Origin of the sequence: Clostridium arbusti SL206 (genome assembly GCF_000246895.1) — a bacterium.
Lineage (GTDB): Bacteria > Bacillota > Clostridia > Clostridiales > Clostridiaceae > Clostridium_I > Clostridium_I arbusti.
This window is the reverse complement of the sequence record NZ_BAEV01000023.1, coordinates 1-20,212: the sequence shown is the minus strand read 5'-3', so window position 1 is coordinate 20,212 and position 20,212 is coordinate 1. Positions and strand designations below refer to the sequence as shown.

The 20,212-nt window shown below is 30.0% G+C and carries 17 protein-coding genes and 1 riboswitch; of the genes, 15 read left to right on the top strand and 2 right to left on the bottom strand.

What is annotated here, in order from left to right:
• Window positions 1-7 precede the first annotated feature (7 nt).
• The 15 genes from RH99_RS06265 (at window position 8) to RH99_RS06195 (ending at window position 16,561) form a co-directional block, all read left to right on the top strand.
• The gene (locus tag RH99_RS06265) at window positions 8-1,312 is read left to right on the top strand and encodes an O-acetylhomoserine aminocarboxypropyltransferase/cysteine synthase family protein (protein WP_010235444.1); all 1,305 of its coding nucleotides are present in this window, start codon (window positions 8-10) and stop codon (window positions 1,310-1,312) included.
• A gap of 32 nt (window positions 1,313-1,344) precedes the next feature.
• A complete protein-coding gene (locus RH99_RS06260; RefSeq protein WP_010235441.1) occupies window positions 1,345-1,686 on the top strand; it encodes a NifB/NifX family molybdenum-iron cluster-binding protein in 342 nt (113 codons plus the stop codon).
• A 51-nt stretch (window positions 1,687-1,737) separates the two neighbouring features.
• Window positions 1,738-2,082, top strand: a complete 345-nt coding sequence (locus RH99_RS06255; RefSeq protein WP_010235437.1) for a NifB/NifX family molybdenum-iron cluster-binding protein — start codon at window positions 1,738-1,740, stop codon at window positions 2,080-2,082.
• A gap of 462 nt (window positions 2,083-2,544) precedes the next feature.
• A complete protein-coding gene (locus tag RH99_RS06250; RefSeq protein WP_010235435.1) occupies window positions 2,545-3,516 on the top strand; it encodes an alpha/beta fold hydrolase in 972 nt (323 codons plus the stop codon).
• Between the two features lie 167 nt (window positions 3,517-3,683).
• Window positions 3,684-4,865 carry an MFS transporter gene (locus tag RH99_RS06245; RefSeq protein WP_026038419.1) on the top strand — a complete coding sequence of 394 codons (1,182 nt, stop codon included), beginning with the start codon at window positions 3,684-3,686 and terminating at the stop codon, window positions 4,863-4,865.
• 53 nt (window positions 4,866-4,918) lie between these two features.
• Window positions 4,919-5,584 carry a GntR family transcriptional regulator gene (locus RH99_RS06240; protein WP_010235429.1) on the top strand — a complete coding sequence of 222 codons (666 nt, stop codon included), beginning with the start codon at window positions 4,919-4,921 and terminating at the stop codon, window positions 5,582-5,584.
• Window positions 5,585-5,821: 237 nt separating this feature from the next.
• Window positions 5,822-5,935, top strand: a riboswitch (SAM riboswitch).
• Between the two features lie 129 nt (window positions 5,936-6,064).
• Window positions 6,065-6,241: a YezD family protein gene (locus tag RH99_RS06235; protein WP_010235426.1), complete on the top strand. Its 177-nt coding sequence runs from the start codon at window positions 6,065-6,067 to the stop codon at window positions 6,239-6,241.
• Window positions 6,242-6,578: 337 nt separating this feature from the next.
• Window positions 6,579-7,844 carry an MFS transporter gene (locus tag RH99_RS06230; protein WP_010235423.1) on the top strand — a complete coding sequence of 422 codons (1,266 nt, stop codon included), beginning with the start codon at window positions 6,579-6,581 and terminating at the stop codon, window positions 7,842-7,844.
• Window positions 7,845-7,891: 47 nt separating this feature from the next.
• Entirely contained in the window at window positions 7,892-8,503 is a 612-nt protein-coding gene (locus RH99_RS06225; RefSeq protein ID WP_243441456.1) for a nitroreductase family protein, read from the top strand.
• 313 nt (window positions 8,504-8,816) lie between these two features.
• On the top strand, window positions 8,817-9,995 hold the full coding sequence (metK, locus tag RH99_RS06220) for a methionine adenosyltransferase (RefSeq protein WP_010235420.1): 1,179 nt from the start codon (window positions 8,817-8,819) through the stop codon (window positions 9,993-9,995).
• Window positions 9,996-10,256: 261 nt separating this feature from the next.
• On the top strand, window positions 10,257-12,743 hold the full coding sequence (hpsG, locus tag RH99_RS06215) for a (2S)-3-sulfopropanediol dehydratase (protein WP_010235418.1): 2,487 nt from the start codon (window positions 10,257-10,259) through the stop codon (window positions 12,741-12,743).
• Window positions 12,744-12,889: 146 nt separating this feature from the next.
• A complete protein-coding gene (gene hpsH / locus RH99_RS06210; protein WP_010235415.1) occupies window positions 12,890-13,834 on the top strand; it encodes a (2S)-3-sulfopropanediol dehydratase activating enzyme in 945 nt (314 codons plus the stop codon).
• 39 nt (window positions 13,835-13,873) lie between these two features.
• Window positions 13,874-14,635, top strand: coding sequence for an ABC transporter permease (locus tag RH99_RS06205; protein WP_010235412.1), 762 nt, complete (start codon window positions 13,874-13,876; stop codon window positions 14,633-14,635).
• 29 nt (window positions 14,636-14,664) lie between these two features.
• Window positions 14,665-15,447, top strand: coding sequence for an ABC transporter ATP-binding protein (locus tag RH99_RS06200; RefSeq protein ID WP_010235409.1), 783 nt, complete (start codon window positions 14,665-14,667; stop codon window positions 15,445-15,447).
• A gap of 97 nt (window positions 15,448-15,544) precedes the next feature.
• Complete coding sequence (locus RH99_RS06195; protein ID WP_010235407.1) at window positions 15,545-16,561, top strand: aliphatic sulfonate ABC transporter substrate-binding protein; 1,017 nt, start codon at window positions 15,545-15,547, stop codon at window positions 16,559-16,561.
• A 171-nt stretch (window positions 16,562-16,732) separates the two neighbouring features.
• Here RH99_RS06195 and RH99_RS06190 read toward each other — a convergent pair whose 3' ends face one another.
• Both RH99_RS06190 and RH99_RS06185 read right to left on the bottom strand, forming a co-directional pair.
• On the bottom strand, window positions 16,733-18,343 hold the full coding sequence (locus RH99_RS06190; RefSeq protein ID WP_010235405.1) for a GxGYxYP domain-containing protein: 1,611 nt from the start codon (window positions 18,341-18,343) through the stop codon (window positions 16,733-16,735).
• A 186-nt stretch (window positions 18,344-18,529) separates the two neighbouring features.
• Window positions 18,530-20,212 (bottom strand): transglutaminase-like domain-containing protein (locus tag RH99_RS06185; protein ID WP_010235403.1); only part of this gene is annotated, 1,683 nt, incomplete at its 5' end.

Genomic DNA, 20,212 nt, shown 5'->3' with positions numbered 1-20,212 from the left:
AATTAAAATGGCAGATGAAAACTTGAAGTTTGATACATTGAAGATAAGAGGAGCTTACAATTCAGCTGAACATAATTATGCGGCTTCTGTGCCAATTTATGCAACTGCAGCCTTTGATTTAGGTAGTGCAGAACGAGCTAGAAATTTATTTTCATTTTCAGAACCCGGATTTATTTATACTAGAGTAGGTAATCCTACAACGAATGTTTTGGAACAGAGAGTTGCGGCTTTAGATGGAGCGGCAGCAGCGGTAGCAGTAGGATCTGGAATGGCAGCAGTTACTTATACTTTATTTAATGTTGCTGAAAATGGTGGTAGAATTCTTACAACACCATATCTTTATGGAGGGACTATTGATAGTTTTAAAAAGATATATCCTAAATTTGGTGTTAGCATAGATAAATCTGAAAATTTTCACAATCCTGAAGAACTTGCAAAAGAAATTAAACCAGATACTAAAGCAATATTTGTTGAGAGTATAAGTAATCCAAACGCGGTAATAGCAGATTTAGAGTCACTTGCTAAAGTCGCTCATGAACACGATATACCACTTATAGTTGATAATACTTTTGCTACACCATATCTTCTTAATCCAATAAAATATGGAGCTGATATTGTTATTTACTCAGCTACAAAGGCTTTAAGCGGTCATGGTAATGCTATTGCAGGTTTAGTTTTGGAAAGTGGTAAATTTAACTGGGCCAATGGAAAGTTTCCACAGTTTTTAGAGACAGATTATACATTAAGAGATGAAAATGGAATACCAAGAACTTTCTTAGATGTATTTCCTGAATTCCCGTTTACATGGAGAATAAGAAAGAATTATCTTGCTTATTTTGGTGCAGCACTTAGTCCTTTTAATTCTTATTTATCTTTAATAGGTATTGAGACTCTCTCAGAAAGAGTTCAGAAGCAAGTAGATACTACTAAAAAAATAGTTAATTATTTAGAAGATAATGATAAAGTAGAGTGGGTTAAACATCCTTTTGCTAAGGATAATCCATATAAAGAGCTTGCTGAGAAGTATTTGCCTAAAGGTGCTGGATCAATTTTTACTTTTGGATTTAAGGGTACAGATGAGGAAATTAATAGATTTTTAGATGCAATAAAATTATTCAATTATCATACAAATGTAGGAGATGTAAGATCTCTCATTATCAATTCTCCAAAGACAACTCATGGAGAACTTACTCAGGAAGAACAAGATTTTTCTGGTATATCTCCTAATACAATTAGAATATCAGTAGGGCTTGAAGATCCTGATGATCTTATTTCAGATTTAAATCAAGCATTCAAAAAAGCATTTGAATAATATATGTAATTTTATTTTTAAGAGGTGATTTGATGTCATATAAGGTTGCTATTGCAAGCTCTGATGGTAAATTTGTAGATCAGCATTTTGGTAAGGCTTCAAAATTTACAATTTATGAAATAGAAAATAACAAATTTAATCTTCTAGAAGTTAGAGAAAATAAACCCTCCTGCGGTGATAATGGGCATCAAGAAAGTGCTATGTTTAATAGTATAAACCTATTATTAGATTGCAAGGTAGTACTTATAGGTATGATTGGCGTAGGCCCAGACCAGATTCTATTTGAAAAAGGAATAGTAACTTATGAAACTTCTGATTCTATTAATGATGCTTTAGAATATGTTGCCTCTAATATTGAGGGAAAATATTTTTAAATCAAATTCCAAGCAAACAAATCTGTATTATAAGAATAGTGGGGTGATAAAATGTCATATAAAATAGCAGTTGCTAGTAGTGATGGTAAAGCTATAAATCAACATTTTGGAAGAGCTGAACAGTTTTTTGTTTATGAAGTGGAGAAGAATAATTTTAAACTTGTAGAATTAAGAAAATCAGCTGATTTTCATAGTGAAAATGAAGATCATGTAACTAAACTTAAAAATACTATAGAAGGTCTTAGAGGTTGTAAAATAGTTTTAGTAACACAAATAGGGGATGGAGCTTCAAGAATTTTGAGAAGTAATGGTATAGAAGCTTTTGATGTTGAAGATTCTATTGAGAATGCATTAAATAAACTAATTAAATATTATGCTACTATTAATGAAAATTAGTTTAAAAATAATTATTTTAAAGTATCCTTTTATACTTAGTTTATTAAAAAGCTAATGTAAAATAGGATACTTTTATTTTTAATAAAAGGTTTGACAAAGCTCTTAAGAAGAATTATAATTACATTAAATAAAACAAATATGAATACTAGGAATTATGTACTTTCCAAATAATCTGATTTAACTATATTAAATAAGATATTAAAAGAAAAAGGTCAGAAGGCTTATTAAAATGTTTTGATAATTATGGGGATAAATTAATATAAAAATTTAAATTTAGTTGATTAGATATACTAAAGGCTAAGTTTAATCTTAAAGATTAAACTTAGCCTTTAGCTCGTCTAAAAGTTTAAAATTACAATATGTTAAGGTAAATATTTTAGTTTATATGATAACTACTTCTAAAGTTCAATAGGAGTAAAATTTTCATTTGAATCTTAAAGTTCTATTTATGAGGAGGTATATATGTCAGTAAATGCATTAAGAAAAGTTGAGAATACAGTAAATGAAAAAGTATTTTTCTTTAAAGATAATGATAAAAATAATATTTATACAAAAGTATGGTATCCGAGAAAAAGACATAAAGTAAAGGGAATTATTCAAGTTGCCCATGGGTTAGGTGAAACTATTGAGTATTATGAAGAGTTCGCAGATTTTTTTATACAAAATGGATATATAGTATATGTCAATGAAGCGTTAGGCCATGGGAGGACTGCTGGAGATATAAATGATTTATCCTATAAATATACTGGTGGTAATACTGGAACAGATGGATTAAATCATATGGTTAACAATTTGAAAATGTTGACTGATGATATTAAAAGAAAATATTTTAATAAAAAGATTTTTCTTATAGGTCATAGTTTAGGATCTGTTTTATCACAAATCTATGCTTATAAATATGGGGATAGTATAAATGGAATAATATTTACTGGTGCCATAAGTGATTTGGGAGAAGAAAAGTTTGGGAATTTAATAAGGATAGCTAAAAATGAAGTGGAAACATATGGTAGATCGGAACCTTCATTAGAGGCATTTAATGCTATTTTCGGACATTTAAATGATAAATTTGAGCCAGCTAGTACTGAATTTGATTGGATAACCAGTGACGAAAAAATGCTTAAGGAATCTCTATCATCACCCTATGCTAATATACAATTTAATACAGGATTTTATTTGGATTTTTTTTATGCATTAAAAGATAGAATTGATAAGAATAATCTTAGAAAAATCCCAAAGGATTTGCCTCTATTTTTTCTATCAGGTAGTGATGATCCTTTTGGTAATGGTATTAAAGAATTATTTAATATTTATAGAGAAGAAAGATTAAAAGATATATCTTTTAATCTATATGAAGGAAAAAGACATAGCATACTAAGAGAAGTTAATAGAAGTGTGGTATTTAAAGATATATTAAATTGGATTAATAAACATTAATTTTAAATCAATATTAGTAGAAAATAAATTGAAAGATACTAATAAGAGGTTATTTATTTAAGATAAACAAACTATTGATAAAAAATAGTTTGTTTACTATAATGGAATTATATTTAGTCGACGTCGACTAAATATAAAGTTGTTTGAAAGAAGTGATTATGGTGATTATGAAAAATGATACTGCTATTGAAACAAATTTTAAGTTAAGCAATACTTTAGTTTTAATTATGGCAATAGCTTGTGGAGTTACTGTAGCAAACTTGTATTATATACAGCCTTTGCTTTCAGAAATAGCAAGAGCTTTTAATGTAAATGAAGTAAATATAGGTTTTGTAGCAATGCTTACTCAAACGGGTTATGCAGTGGGGATGTTCTTTTTATTACCTTTGGCAGACATAAAGGAGAAGAGACTAATGATTGTTATATTATTAATTTGCGCTGCTTGTTCGCTTATGCTTATGGGTTCATCTTTTAATATAAAAATAGTTTCAATTGCAGCCTTTGCGGTAGGATTTACATCTGTAGTTCCTCAACTTGTGGTGCCGCTGTCAGCAGAACTTGCTGATTCAAAAGTTAGAGGTAAGATAATTGGTACAGTATTTAGTGGTTTATTAATAGGAATATTGTTATCACGTACTTTTAGTGGAATTATAGGGCAACATTTTGGGTGGAGAGTAGTTTATTTCATTGCTGCCATAATGATGCTTATTTTAGCTGTTATCATAAGGATAGCGGTACCCATATGTAAGCCAACTTCAAAATTAAAATATAGTGAATTAATAAAATCTATAGGTGGAATAGTAAAAACTCAGCCAGTTTTAAGAGAAGCAGCATTTAATGGAGCTATGATGTTTGCAGCATTCAGTATACTTTGGACATCACTTACCTTTTTATTGGAAAGTCACTATCATATGGGGGCAGAAGTAGCAGGGTTATTTGGATTAGTTGGAATTACAGGTGCTTTAGCTTCACCGGCAGTAGGAAGACTAGCAGATAAAAAGAGTCCTAAATTTACTATTGGTATAGCAATAATTATTACAATAATAGCATATATATTTTTTCTATTCTTTGGTTTTAAAATTTGGGGATTAATTATTGGAGTTATATTACTTGATTTAGGAGTTCAATCCTGTCTGGTATCCAATCAAGCGAGAATACAGGCTTTAGATGGTATGGCACGTAATAGAATTAATACAGTTTTTATGGTATCCTATTTCGTAGGAGGAGCTTTTGGATCCTTATTTAGTTCATATAGCTATATGCATTTTGGTTGGAGTGGAGTTTGTATATTGGGATTAATTACTCAAATAGTGGCAATTACAGGTTACAAGTTTAGTAAAACAAAATAAAGTATTTTAAGTGTAATATGTACAATATAAGTCAAAGGAGATAACATAAGAGAATGGATAAATTCATAATTAAAAAAACAAAATCATATTATGAGCAGGCTTATAACAGTATTAAACAGATGATTTTCGATGGTACACTTGAAAATGGTGAGTTTATTTGTGAAACAAAGATTGCTGAGCAGTTTCAGACTAGTAGGAGTCCTGTAAGAGAGGCCATAAGAACTTTGGAAAAAGAGGGATTACTATTAAAAGAAGGAAGAAAATTTAGAGTATATGAACCCTCAAAAGAAGATATGCAGCAAATTTTTGAATGTCGACAGGGTCTAGAATTTATTACCGTTAAATTGGCAACAGAGAGAGCTTCAGAAGATGATCTTAAGGAAATTCAAGGTAGCTTGTTTGAAGTAGAAAATGAAATAAAAAAACCAAATTATAAATTAAATGAGAATATAATTTTAATGAATACAAAGTTTCATGATTTAATCTTAAAACACAGTAAAAATTTTCGTATTAAAAGTCAATTGGATAATCTAAAATACTTGGTTTATTTTTATAGAATTATAAGCTTGAATGAGAAAAACAGATGCGAAGAAATATATAAACAGCATTTGGAAATTTTTAAATATATGAAGCAAAGAGATGCTCAAAAGGCGGCTGAAATGATGTTTAGTCATATAGAATGTGATATAGAGCATGTTAAGATGTTAATAGACAGCTAAAAATAATATATAGTGATATAATATTTTTTAATGTCTAGTAATAAGAACAATTAGAATTAAAAATAAGTAATGTAAATATTTCCTAGATTATTGACAAATTGATAGTTATATGTTAAAAATATAATAAGGAATATGTGTTGGTTATATTTAAATACCTAGTTTACTAATGTGTATAATGGAATTATTGCAATAATCGATATTAAAACAAATATACATTGTAAACTAATAATAAAATTAATCTCATCAAGAGAAGCTGAGGGACTGGCCTAATGAAGCTTCGGCAACCTTCCTATCATTATATTAGAGAAAGGTGCCAAATCCTGCTGTTAAATGTTTAGCGATAGATGAGAGGGGATGTATGTTAAGTATAAAACCTCTTTCAACTAGTTTTATAGATGAAGGGGGTTTTTATTTATGTGCTGAGTAACCAAGAAAAATAGAAAATGTTATAAAAACTTTATGTTTCTAGGGGGGAATATTTTGGGTGATGTAAATAATGTAAGTAGGTTATATAAAAAGAAGGAGACTGTTTCTCAAGCAAATTTAGAAAAGATATTGCAATTATTAGGTGAAATTAAATATGGTTCCGTAACATTAGTTATTCAAGATGGAGTTCTTATACAGATTGAAACAAACGAAAAAATAAGACTTAAATAAATATTAACACTAGCTATAGCTAGATTTAGAAATTATAATATATTTTAATATAAAACATATAAAACAACTATGAATACTTAAAAGTAGTTAACCAGAAAAACTGGAGGCTAAGTTTTATTATAAATATAAAACTTAGTTTTTTTATGGTGCTCCCAGCATGGGTGCTTGTTTATCGGTGAAAGTCCTATACGGAGGTTAATAGTGACAATCGTTAGCTTAAGACAAAGGCTTAAGACAAGGGTGTCCATTATGAGGTTCTTACAAAATATAACTAAACAATAAAATAAGCAAGTTGAAGAAAAATTTGGACACTTATATCTACTAGGGGGAAATTTAAGTGAAGGTGTCATCAGTGGGAGAATTGCTAGGCGAGAGGCTACCAATGAAGAAGATATCGAATAGAATTATTAAAAGTTTCCCAGCTTTAAAATATAAGTATTTTAGATATTTTTTAGCTGGACAATGTGTATCTCTTATGGGAACATGGATGCAAAGAACGGCACAACAATGGGTTTTTTATGATATTACTAAATCAGCATTTTTACTTGGAGTTTTAGGAGTTTTTCAATTTACCCCAATGCTTTTATTCTCTCTTATTGCAGGTGTTTTTGTTGATAGATTTCCTAAGAAAAAACTTTTATTGATAACACAGTTTTTACAAATGATGCAGGCGTTTGTATTTGCTATATTAATATGGTCGGGACACATAAAATATTGGCATGTTTTAATATTGGCAGGTATTTATGGTGTTGTTCAAACTTTTGATATGCCGACAAGACAGTCGTTTTTTATAGAATTGGTAGGTAAAGATGACTTAATAAGTGCTATAGGTATGAACTCTACTATTGTAAATATAGCCAGGATATTAGGTCCTGCTTTTTCGGGTATTATATTACTTAAATTAGGACCTACTTTTTGTTTCATTATTAATGGGTTTAGTTTTATAGCTGTTATAATGGGACTGATTAACATCAAGTCCTATTATGCAAGTATAAGAAAGAAAAAATGCAATATTATAGAGGATATTATAAATGGATTGAAATACATTAAGTCACAAAAAATAATACTTACCTCAGTGATATCAATGCTCTTTGTTGGAACTTTCGCGTTTAATAATGAGGTGATTATACCTGTTTATGTAAAGGAGGTTTTGCATAAATCAGCTGGAGCATATAGTACACTTCTAACGGCTTCTGGTATAGGTGCGTTAATTGGGTCTGTAAAATTTGCTTTAAATACAAAAAGAAAATTCAATATAATATTTATTAGTGCTTTAATTTTATCAATGTGTTTAATAATTCAAGGGTTTGTTCATACATATTATTTTTCTATATTAATACTAATAATATATGGATTTTTTAATATAATCTTTATGGCATCAATTAATTCTACAATTCAAATAAATTCAAGTGATGAATATAGAGGACGAACTGTAAGTGTTTATAGTTTGGTACTTGTTGGAACAACTCCAATTGGAAATTTGTTTGCGGGGACAATAGGTGAATATTGGGGATCTAATGCCAGCTTTTTGTTTTGTGGTGCAGTAACTTTAATATTAATGTTTTTCGTTGTTTGGAAATTTAAAAAAGTTTCTGATTTATAAAAATTTAATATATAAGTAATGAAAATAATATTGTTACATAATTTGAAATGAAGGGAAGTAGAAATAAAATGAGTGTATTTGAAACTATTTTTAAAAGAAGAACAATACGAAGCTTTAAACAAGAGGTAATACCTGTAGAAAAGTTGAAAAAATTAGTAGATGCAGCAAGAGTGGCACCTCAAAGTGCAAATTTGCAGCCTCTAAAATATGTAATCATTAATGATAAAGAACTATTAGAATCAATTTTTAAAACTATAGCTTGGGCTGGTTATATAAGACCAGCAGCTGATCCACAAGATGGAGAAAAACCAGTTGCTTATATATTAATTCTTGTTGACAGTGAAATAAAAAAAGAAGGTTATGATGTAGATGCCGGATCAGCAGTTGAAAACTTATTGCTAACTGCAGTTGAAGAGGGATTAGGAACTGCATGGCTAGGTGCTATAGATAGAAAAAGAATAAAAGGACTGTTAAATATACCAGATAAATATATTTTGCATACTCTTGTTGCAATAGGATATCCGAATGAAACTCCGGTTATTGAAGATGAAAAAGAAAACTCTATTAAATATTATAAAGATATAAATAATGTTTTGCATGTGCCAAAAAGAAAACTTGAGGATATAGTGTTTTTTAATAATAAAATTATAGATAACTAAAGTTAGTATAATAGTAAAGATAAGAGAATACAGGGTATGGTATTCCATGCAATATTAATATAAATTTTTTTAAAATACATACAAAAACTTTCATTTTAGTATTGACAAATATGCCAATAAGCTATATATTTATAGAAAACATATATGAATACTAAGAATTGGTTAACTAGAAAAACTGGAGACCAAGTTTTATTATAAAAAGATAAAACTTGGTCTTTTTTTATTTCATTAAATTTAAAGTATTATAAAGAAATATGAATTATGTCAAAGAAAATAAATGTATATTTAATTTAAAATTGGAAGGTGATTTAAAATGACAAGATTATTTACATCTGAATCTGTTACTGAAGGACATCCAGATAAAATTGCAGATCAAATATCTGACTCAATACTAGATGCAATAATTGAAAAGGATCCTAATGGTAGAGTTGCGGTAGAAACTACAGTGACAACCGGGCTAGTTTTACTAGTAGGAGAAATATCTACAAGTGCTTATGTAGATATTCCTAAAATAGCTAGAAAAACTATTGATGAAATAGGGTATAATCGTGCAAAATATGGCTTTGATGCTAGTACTCTTGCAGTATTAACATCAATAGATGAGCAATCTGCTGACATAGCTCTAGGAGTAGATGAAGCTTTAGAATCAAAATTAGGAGAAAAAGATGAAATTGAAGCTATAGGCGCTGGAGATCAAGGAATGGTTTTTGGTTTTGCTACAACTGAAACACCAGAATATTTACCAACACCGATAGCATTAGCCCATAAACTTTCAAGAAGGTTATCAGAAGTTAGAAAAAATGGTACACTTAAATATTTACGACCAGATGGTAAAACTCAAGTAACTATTGAATATGATAAAAATGATAAGCCTGTTCATGTAGATACTATAGTAGTTTCAACACAGCATAGTCCAGATGCTACTTTAGAGCAAATAAAGGAAGATATTATTGAGCATGTAATAAAAGTTGCAGTACCAGAAAACTTATTGGATGACAAAACAAAATATTTTATAAATCCAACAGGAAGATTTATAATAGGAGGTCCGCAAGGAGATTCTGGATTAACAGGTAGAAAAATTATAGTAGATACATACGGCGGTTATGGAAGACATGGCGGCGGTGCTTTTTCAGGAAAGGATCCTACAAAAGTAGACAGATCAGGAGCTTATGCAGCTAGATGGGTAGCAAAAAACTTAGTAGCGGCAGGAGTTGCAGATAAAATTGAAATAGAACTAGCCTATGCTATCGGAGTTGCAAGGCCAGTATCAATTACAGCAGATACCTTTGGAACTGGAAAGATAGAAGAAGATAAGATAGTAGAAATTATAGATGAAATATTTGATTTAAGACCTGCAGCTATTATAAGAGATCTTGATTTAAGAAGACCAATATACAAGCAAACAGCAGCATATGGACATTTTGGAAGAACTGATCTAGATTTACCTTGGGAAAGACTTGATAAGGTGGATGAGATAAAAAAATATTTATAAATTAGATATCAAAATAAGTTTAATATAAATTGTGTAAATATATTATATAGAAAACTAAGTTTTATTATGATTGAAAAATAAAACTTAGTTTTTTTATTTACACTAATAAGTAATAAAAATTTTAAAATTACTTACCTAAATAAGGAACAATTAATTATTGACAATTAAGAGCATACATGCTAATATCATAGTAATCCAGTAAGAAAAGTTTGAATTGATGAAGTGAATATTAAATTAATAAATACTTAGGAGGAGATTATTATGTTAACAACTCATTCTATTTTGTCACCTCAAGAGGAAAGAATACAGGAAGAAATTCATGGTAAACATAAAATTTATGGTAGAAAAAGAGCCTATGAAATATTAGATAGTTTTCAAAGCACTCGTCCTCGTATTGATGTGGAGAGAGCAAAATATTTTACAGAATCTTTTAAAAAAACTGAGGGAGAGCCTCTTATTCTAAGATGGTCAAAAGCGCTAAAGCATATAGCTGAAAATATAACTGTTTACATCGATGATAATCAACTCATTGTAGGAAGGTCAGGTTATGAAGGGAGATACGGAATACTTTATCCTGAACTTGATGGAGATTTTCTAGATCTAGCTATTGAGGAACTTCCCAAAAGAACTAAGTCTCCTTTTGACATTTCAAAAGAAGATGCTGACATAATTGTAAAAGACATTGCACCATACTGGAAGGGAAAAACCTTTCATGAAGATTTAGCCAAAGCACTTCCAAAGGAAACAGTAAAGTTTACATATGATCCAAAGGATTCTCTAAAGTCAAGATTTATTGTAAATGAAACTGCATCTTTCCGTTCTTCTATACAGTGGGTTCATGATTATGAAAAGGTACTTAAGAGAGGATTCAAAGGTATAAAAGAGGATGCGGAAAAACAATTAGAAGTTCTTGATCCGTTTAGTCCTGTGGACAGTATGGAAAAAGCCCCTTTCCTTAAAGCTATAATTACTGTTAGTGAAGCTATTATACTATGGGCTAAAAGACATGCAAAATTAGCTTCTGAATTAGCACTTAAAGAAACTGATGCTAAGAGGAAAAGAGAATTAGAAGAAATAGCAGAGGTATGTGCTTGGGTCCCTGAAAATTCTGCACGTAATTTCCGCGAAGCAGTACAATCTCAGTGGTTTACACAGATGTTCTCAAGAATGGAACAAAAGACAGGTACAGTTATTTCTAATGGAAGAATGGATCAGTATCTATACCCTTATTATAAAAAAGATATAGAAGAGGGTACATTAACAGAGGATTCTGCCATTGAATTATTAGAATGCGTATGGGGAGCTATGGCTCAGTTCATTGATCTTTATATTTCTCCAACGGGTGGAGCTTTCAATGAAGGCTATGCACATTGGGAAGCTGTTACCATTGGAGGACAAACAAAGAACGGTGTAGATGCTACCAATGAACTTACCTACCTGTTCTTACAATCAAAAAGAGAATTTCCTCTAAACTATCCTGACCTTGCAGCAAGAATTCATGGAACATCACCTGAAAGATACTTATATGAAGTAGCTGAAACCATAAAGGATGGTTCTGGTTTTCCAAAATTAATAAATGATGAAGAAGTTGTACCATTACTACTTGCTAAAGGTGCTAAATTTGAAGAAGCTTACGATTATGCGGTTTCCGGATGTGCTGAATGCAGAATGCCAAACAGAGATACTTATACAAGTCCATGTGCTTATATAAATTTTGCTGCAGCGGTAGAAATGACTCTTTATAATGGTAAAATGAAACTCTATGGAGATGAAAATATAGGTCTTGAAACTGGAGATCCAAGAAATTTTACGACTTGGGAAGAATTTTGGAATGCATATCTTGCTCAGCAGACAAATTTCTTAAAACATGCTTTTATTCAGCAACATGAAATAATCAATTTAAGAGCAAAGCATTTTGCGGCTCCTATGGGCTCTGCACTACATGATCTTTGCATGAAAGATCTTAAAGATCTTCATACTCCTAAAATCGAAGGTGGAATTGATCTTGGCTACTTTGAATTTATAGGCTATGGTACAGTTATAGATTCTCTTGCGGCTATTAAGAAGCTTGTATTTGAAGATAAAAGAATAACAATGGAAAAATTAATAGAAGCTGTAGAAAATAATTTTGAAGGCTACGAAATAATAAGACAGTTACTTATTAATGCACCAAGCTATGGTAACAATGATTCTTATGCAGACTCAATTGCTAAAGCACTAGACTTAGAAGCTCTTAAGTTCACAGAGAAATATTCTGAAGAATTAGGTGTTCATCTTGATTTAAGATATGTTCCCTTCACATCCCATGTACCTTTTGGAAAAGTTGTTAGTGCTACTCCAAATGGAAGAAAAGCTTATACACCATTAGCTGATGGTTCTTCTGCTTCACATGGTGCAGATGTGAATGGACCTACAGCTGTACTTTTATCAAATTTTACTTCTAAAAACTACAGTCATAGAGAAAGAGCAGCTAGACTTTTAAATGTAAAATTGAGCCCATCCTGTGTTGAGGGGAATAGTGGAAGTGAGAAGCTTGTATCCTTTATAAGAACTTGGTGCGATTTAAAATTATGGCATCTTCAATTTAACATTATAAATAAACAAACTCTTTTGGACGCACAAAAGGAGCCCGAAAAATATAGAAATCTATTAGTAAGAGTTGCAGGGTACAGTGCCTACTTTACAGATCTTTCACCAGATTTGCAAAATGACATTATTGCAAGAACTGAACATGAAAATTTAGCTTAGGTTGTATTTAGAAATATAATAAGTCTGTATAATTAATCTAAACTTAGTGGGAGCACAAACTCTCACTAGGTAAGATCTATTGATATTACTATGAAGTAAAACCTACTTTATAAGTATGCATACAATGAAACGTTTTGGAGGAAAAAATGATTAAAGACAATGATTCTGATAATAAAAAACAGGGATATGTTATAAATATACAACCCTATTCTGTTCACGACGGTCCTGGTATTAGAACCATTGTTTTTCTAAAAGGATGCCCTTTGAGATGCAAATGGTGCAGCAATCCGGAATCACAAAAGAAGGAACCAGAGATTACTTATAACAGCAGCAAATGCATATTAGGTAGCGGATGCACTGAATGTTTAAGCTTATGCAGTGATGATGAAATTAGAAAAACTGATGACAATAAAATTATGATTGATAGAAATATAGATAAGGATCCAAATATTTTTGCTAATGCTTGTCCATCAAAAGCTCTCTCTGTTTACGGTAAATTAATGACTGTAGATGAGATCTTAAAAACAGTGGAAAAAGACAGTGTATTCTATTCAAGATCTGGAGGAGGATTAACTATCAGTGGCGGAGAACCGTTAAATCAACCAGAGTTTACCATTGAACTTCTTAAGACAGCAAAAAAACGAAGAATGAATACAGCCATAGAAACCTGTGGATATACTGATTGGGATGATTTAGAACAAGCTATGGAATTTTTAGATACAGTTTTATTTGACATAAAATGCATAAATGAGGAGAAGCATAAAAAATTCACAGGAGTATCTAATGGACTTATAATAGATAATTTTATTAAGCTGTGTGAAAAATTTCCTAAGCTTAATAAACTGGTAAGAACTCCAGTTATACCAGGATTTAATGATTCTGAAGAAGATATAAAGGAAATAGTTGATTTTATTAATGGAAAGTCAAATGTAAGTCATGAACTTTTAGCCTATCATCCTCTTGGAAGGCCTAAATATGAATATCTAGGCAGGCAGTATCCTATGGATGATGTGAAACTAGATGATGAGAAAATGAAAAAACTTAGAAGTATAGCTGAATCAGTTAATTCTAATAGAGATATTTTTAAATGATATAAATACACTATAACTAATGATAAGGAGGATTGTCCAATGTACAAAATAAAAAACGTTTATAAAATTATAGAATACTTAATTTTACCTGTATCTATAATAATTATTTGGCAAATACTTTTTAGGACAGGTATAGTAAATCCTATATTATTACCAGGACCGGGAAAGGTATGGGATTCATTTATAAGTCTTATAAAAGCAGGTACTTTATATAAAAATATAGGCATGAGTATTCTTAGGGTTATAGAAGGTTTTTTACTGGCTACTGTAAGTGGAATATTTTTAGGAGTAATTGTAGGTCTGTCAAAACACTTTGATAGAATAACAAATATTGTGATTCAAGTTATTAGGCCCATACCTCCAATTGCATGGATTCCCCTGGCCATACTTTGGTTTGGAATAGGGGAAAATTCAAAAATATACATAATTTTTCTCGGTGCATTTTTTCCTATATTTACAAATGTTGTTGAAGGTATTCATCAGGTTGATAAAAAATTAGTTGAAGTAGCATGTGTTCTTGAAATACCGAAGGGAAAACTAATAAAGAAGGTTATAATACCATCATCTTTGCCATTTATAATGACAGGTATAAGAATAGGTTTAAGTGGTGCATGGATGTGTGTTGTAGCAGCTGAACTTATAGCATCTACAAGTGGTGTTGGATATATGATTTCTGATGCTAGACAGCTTTCTCAGACTGATGTTGTAATTGTTGGAATGCTTATAATAGGTGTAATTGGAAAGATAATGGATGTTTTACTTTTAAAGCTTCAAAGACGTTTAATAAGATGGGAAATCTAAGATGAAAATTAAGGAGGTGCCATGAACAAATGAGTGAATCGATTCAAACGGGTATTTCAATTAAGAATCTAAATAAAAAGTTTATTATTGATAAAGAGGAAGTATCTATACTTGAAAATATTAATTTAGATATAAAGCAAGGTGAATTTATAAGTATAATAGGAAGCAGTGGTTGTGGTAAAAGTACACTTCTTCGAATAATCGCCGGACTTGATAATGATTATGAAGGTACGGTTGTAATGGATGGAGAAAGTATATTAAAGCCAAGTTTAAAAAGAGGTGTAGCTTTTCAGGAACATAGACTTTTCCCATGGCTTACTGTAAGCGACAATATATCATTTGGATTAAGAAATAAATCAAGTGAAGAGAAACAAGATATAGTCAAGCAACACTTAGAATTAGTTGGATTAAAGGGATTCGAAAATGCATATCCAAGTCAGCTTTCAGGAGGTATGTCGCAGAGAGTATCTATAGCCAGAGCTTTGGCTAATGATCCAGAAGTACTTCTAATGGACGAGCCATTTGGAGCTTTGGATGCACTTACTAGAATTCAAATGCAGGAAGAATGTCTTAAAATTTGGAAAACAAAAAAACTTACTATAATATTTATAACCCATGACATTGATGAGGCCATATATTTAGGGGATAAAGTTGTAATTATGTCACAAAGACCAGGAAAAATAAAGAAAGTAATTCCCATAGAAATTGGAAGACCAAGAGAAAGAAATAGTTATGATTTTTCAGAAATAAGAAAACCCATATATAAGGAATTTTTTTCTGATAAAAAAGAAACTTTCTATTATACAATTTAAAATAAGGTATGTGAAAATAAATAGCAAGTTAAATATATTAGTATACATGACTATTTATTAGAATGCTTTAATAAATAAAACATGAGGAGAGAATAAAATGTTAAGAAGAAAAGGTAAAATATTAGCAGCAAGTATGGTTTTATTAATTATTTTAACTGTAGGATGCAGTAGCAAAAATAATGTTTCTTCAGAAAAAAGTAATAGTACTTCAGGTGTTAAAGTTAAAGAAATTAGAATAGCAACTCAACCGATACCGAACTATGCACCAATTTTTGTTGCCAAGCAGAAAAAATGGATTGAACAGGATATGGCAAAGGTTGGTGTTAAGGTAACATGGACATCATTTGCATCTGGTCCACCAGAAAATGAATCCTTGGCATCAGGAAGTCAGGATATTGGAATGATGGGAGATTCACCAGCTTTTATAGGAAAAGCTGCTGGACAGGATACAAGTATTATTGCATCTAGTTCTATAGGACCTAAGGCTTTGGCTGTTATGATAGCTAAAGATTCAAACATTACTTCACCGAAACAACTAAAGGGTAAAAAGGTAGCTGTAGTAAAGGGATCTTATGCTCACCATCTTATATATTTGATTTTAAAACAGAATAATATGACTACTGACGATGTGCAGCTAATAAATATGGATACTAATGGTGATATAAGTGCTGCTATTGCAAATAAAAGTATTGATGCAGGTGCGGTGTGGGAACCTACCATTACGAAAATGGAAAACAATGGTGCAGGAAAAGTTTTGGTGGATGGTACAGGAATAAAACTTGGAATATGTACTTATATAGTTAGAAATAAGTTTGCTCAAGAAAATCCGGAACTTGTTAAAATATTCTTGCAGGATGTACAAAAAGGAGTTGATTTTGAAAAGGAAAATTTGAATGAAACAGCTCAATTAATAAGCAGTGAAGTAAATTTACCTCAGGATCAGCTTATTAAAGTATTACCTAAATATGATTTTAATCCTAATTTAACAGCTGATGACATCACAGAGTTGAAAAAAACAGAGGACTTTATGAAAAGTTCTAATTTAATTACAACTTCAGTAGATGTAGATAAATTTGTAAATAAAGATTATTTAAAACAGGCAGGAATTAAATAGTGAATGAATGTTAGTTTAACATAAATTAGTTTGTATAAAAACTAAAGACTAGGTTTTATTATAATTACAATAAAACTTAGTCTTCTTATAGTACCTGCTTTTATAAGAATATCTCGAAAAAATTTTTTGCATTAAATGCATTTATCTGTAATTAGTTATTTTTAACTTAATCTAATGTTTAACATTCTCACTTACATGCTGCATAAATTCATCAGGAGTAACAATTCGTATTTTAGAATTTTTATTTAGTTTATTTACTACGGATTGAACATCTGCCATGGTTTTACTCCAAGCGTGCACGTAGACAAATGTGTAGGCATTTGGATCATTTATATCTGTAAATCCTGAGTTAACATATCCGTTAATTTTATTAATTAAAGTATTATTATCTTCAAGACTTGACCAAAGCAAATCTCTACAAGATACTATAGGTTTATTATTAGACCATATAATCTTTCCCTTGTAATCATTTTGTTTACTAAAATTAAGATAAAATAGACCATGTATATTAGGTTGTTCAGTGTACTTATTCCAAACAGATATATTATCTAGTGCCCAATCATCAAGAATTGCTACATACTTTTGATCAACATTTTTCATGTAGGTGTTTAAGCTTTTAACCTGCATATCTAATGCTGCTTTGTCAAATTTGCTCGGATACATATATCCATTACCGGAAGGTGATACAATAAAATTATCACTATTCATACCTGAGCTAGCATTTTTATAATACAATTTTAATACAGTAGGAGCTAAATCATATAGAGATGGTGTCATAGCCCATCCCATATTAAAATTGCCTCTATCTTTAGATCCATACCACTTAGGAGATGAATAATTTTTACCAAGATTCCATTGCTGATTATCTCCATCAGACATTACAAAGGTTACATAGTGTACATTATCTTCTTTTAATGCCTTAGTACCACTATTTTGAGTAAGCGGTATAGATGGAAAGCTACTTAACAAAGTTAGATTATAAGACCAGTCTGAAGGTATTACATTTACTCCATACTTTGAAGCTTCTACTACGTTATGAAATTCATTTGGGCCCCAACCTAAGCAAATAGAATCCTTTTTCATAGATCCAAAGACCTTATCTCTAAGAGAAAAATCTGATGGCATATCTTCATAAAATACTAGTGCCTTTGACATAATTGCATAATCACGTAGAGGACCAGTTTTATTTGGAGATAATTGTACTGCAATTGAGTGATTTAATCCTTTATTCCATAGATTGTTATAGGCCCAATACTTATCAGTATTACTACAATCGCCATTCAATTTAGTTATACCTTTAGATTTAACCTTTTCTTCGATGGATTTATCTATGGCAATAGATTTTTTTAACGCCGCTAAAGAACAAGCATTATTTATAGATGGATCTGTTTTGCTATTTTTGCTATATAATACGTATCCGTTTATAGAATTTTTAAATTTATCTAATAGTAACCATGGATCTTCTACCATTTCGTATTTAACATCATAATTGGATTTTAAATCATTCAGCCATATTTCATAATCTGGTTCACCAGCGCTTAGTGTGTAAATCTGAGAAGTAGAAGTATTATTAACTTGACCTTGCAGTGTAACAATCATAGTTTTTTCAGAATCAGTCATTTTACTTAGAGATACTATGTAAAGTTTTGTTGGTCTTGTGGTATTTTTTATGTAATATGAACTAGGTGATTTAGCACTTACCTCTAAAAAAGTTAAAGAAATAAATAATATTAAAAATATGAATACAATAAAGATATTAGCAAAAAACTTTTTAAAATTCAAAGTAATCTCCTCCTATAAGCACTAGTATGCACGTATTTATAGGATTGTATGTTGTATTTATAAATGTATAAACATAGAATATCATTGAGTTTGTATTGTTTAGCATAATTGCATAGCAAAAAGAATTGAAAGCCTAAGTACGTTCAATTATTTTTGCTATCCTATATATAGGTAAGAGTTTAATTTTCAAAAAAATATATAGTATTTAAAAATATTTGAATTATTTTTTACTGCTTTTTCAACAGCTAATATAATGGAATTTTTGTCTAAAGGAGTTTTTTCATTTCCGTAGGCTTCTTTATATACGACTTCTACCAAATGTTCAATATTTAATTTGTCTTTTATTCTAAAAGCAAATTCTTTATCGGTTTCATAAGGCTGTTTAATTATATTTATTGTCTTTAATCTTTTTAATATAAAAACATATAGGGGTATTAAAGATTCATTAGTTCTTAGGTTTTTAATAATAAAGTTTCTTCTTAAAAATCTAATTAGGATATATAAAATAATTAGACATATTATTATAATTGCATAATTATAATTTAGAACTTTTTTAAGGTTTTTAATTAAATTTACATTACTAATTTTTTTATTACTATTGTTTTGTTTATCTTCAGCAGCAGTTTTTTTCTCTGTTACAGTAGATGTGTTTACTTGATTATTATCCCTAAGTTTTTCCGATTGCTTTTGCTGTCCCATATTTTCAGTATTGTTATTTTGAGAAGAATTTTCAGTGCTACTGACGACACCGTTTAAGGAGTCGAAAGGGGGTGTGGTTTCTAATATTGACCAAGTGCCTTTATCTACAGAAGTAAGTACCTCACACCAGGCATGGGCATCAGAGGATCTTAAAACATAGCTGCCCTTATTATCTATCTCTTTTCTAACTTTAAAACCTTCTACATATCTAGCGGGTATACCAACAGCCCGGCATAACATTACAGCAGCAGAAGCAAAGGACTTACAGTATCCCTTTTTCTCATCGAATAAAAAGAAATCAACATAGTCTTGAGAATTGTTATTCTTTTCATTAGGCTGTAAATTATAGCTATAATTATTAAGTAAATAGTTTTTAATGAGTCTTAATTTTTCATCATTATTAGAAGCTGTTGATGTTATTCTATCTGCTAATTCTTTTACCCTCTGCGAACTGTTAAAGTAAAGAGAAGTTCTGATGAAATTATGGTTTAGTTTGTTTTTATTAATATTTTCTTGGATATTATTTATATCGTTTTTATATTTTGAGCTAGAATAATCTTCAAAGGTTTCTGTATCACTGTAATCATAAAAGTTTATGGAGTAATTAGATTGGAGTTTTCCTACTAAATAATTTTCATTGTCGTACATGGAAATATATGAATTTGCTGAAGAAACCACTTTTGTAATGTAATTAGGAGATATCATAACATCAAAAAAATTATTATTTAAATTTTGGATTGAAAGAGTTTTAATTTTAGTACCTTTTTCTTTGTTATAGTCAATATTTCTTTTAACAATTTCATCATCTGGTGCTAAATCTAATACATTCAATACTTGTTTGGATTTTATTAAAGGCAGATTTACATTTGCCGTCCAACTATCAAAACTATAATTATAATATACTTTTGTTCTCAAATAACTTGGTACATCTCCACTTATTAAAGAAATCTTATCATTACTTATTTGTAACTTTTTTCCTAAAAGAGATAATCCATTGGTATTTATCCCAATAGTAGCAAAATCAGAGGTGCTCTCTTCTTGATTGTTAATTATACTATTAAACTTATATTGAATTATATCTGTTTCTTTACCATATTTAGAAGGCATAACCCAGTATATAATACCAGAAAAACTAATACATATTATTAAATAATATATAATTAAAGTTTT

Excerpts from the sequence above, each read along its gene's own strand:
- RH99_RS06265 (WP_010235444.1), top strand. The coding sequence starts at position 8 with ATGGCAGATGAAAACTTGAAGTTTGATACATTGAAGATAAGAGGAGCT.
- RH99_RS06260 (WP_010235441.1), top strand. The coding sequence starts at position 1,345 with ATGTCATATAAGGTTGCTATTGCAAGCTCTGATGGTAAATTTGTAGAT.
- RH99_RS06255 (WP_010235437.1), top strand. The coding sequence starts at position 1,738 with ATGTCATATAAAATAGCAGTTGCTAGTAGTGATGGTAAAGCTATAAAT.
- RH99_RS06250 (WP_010235435.1), top strand. The coding sequence starts at position 2,545 with ATGTCAGTAAATGCATTAAGAAAAGTTGAGAATACAGTAAATGAAAAA.
- RH99_RS06245 (WP_026038419.1), top strand. The coding sequence starts at position 3,684 with ATGAAAAATGATACTGCTATTGAAACAAATTTTAAGTTAAGCAATACT.
- RH99_RS06240 (WP_010235429.1), top strand. The coding sequence starts at position 4,919 with ATGGATAAATTCATAATTAAAAAAACAAAATCATATTATGAGCAGGCT.
- RH99_RS06225 (WP_243441456.1), top strand. The coding sequence starts at position 7,892 with ATGAAGGGAAGTAGAAATAAAATGAGTGTATTTGAAACTATTTTTAAA.
- metK (WP_010235420.1), top strand. The coding sequence starts at position 8,817 with ATGACAAGATTATTTACATCTGAATCTGTTACTGAAGGACATCCAGAT.
- hpsG (WP_010235418.1), top strand. The coding sequence starts at position 10,257 with ATGTTAACAACTCATTCTATTTTGTCACCTCAAGAGGAAAGAATACAG.
- hpsH (WP_010235415.1), top strand. The coding sequence starts at position 12,890 with ATGATTAAAGACAATGATTCTGATAATAAAAAACAGGGATATGTTATA.
- RH99_RS06205 (WP_010235412.1), top strand. The coding sequence starts at position 13,874 with ATGTACAAAATAAAAAACGTTTATAAAATTATAGAATACTTAATTTTA.
- RH99_RS06200 (WP_010235409.1), top strand. The coding sequence starts at position 14,665 with ATGAGTGAATCGATTCAAACGGGTATTTCAATTAAGAATCTAAATAAA.
- RH99_RS06195 (WP_010235407.1), top strand. The coding sequence starts at position 15,545 with ATGTTAAGAAGAAAAGGTAAAATATTAGCAGCAAGTATGGTTTTATTA.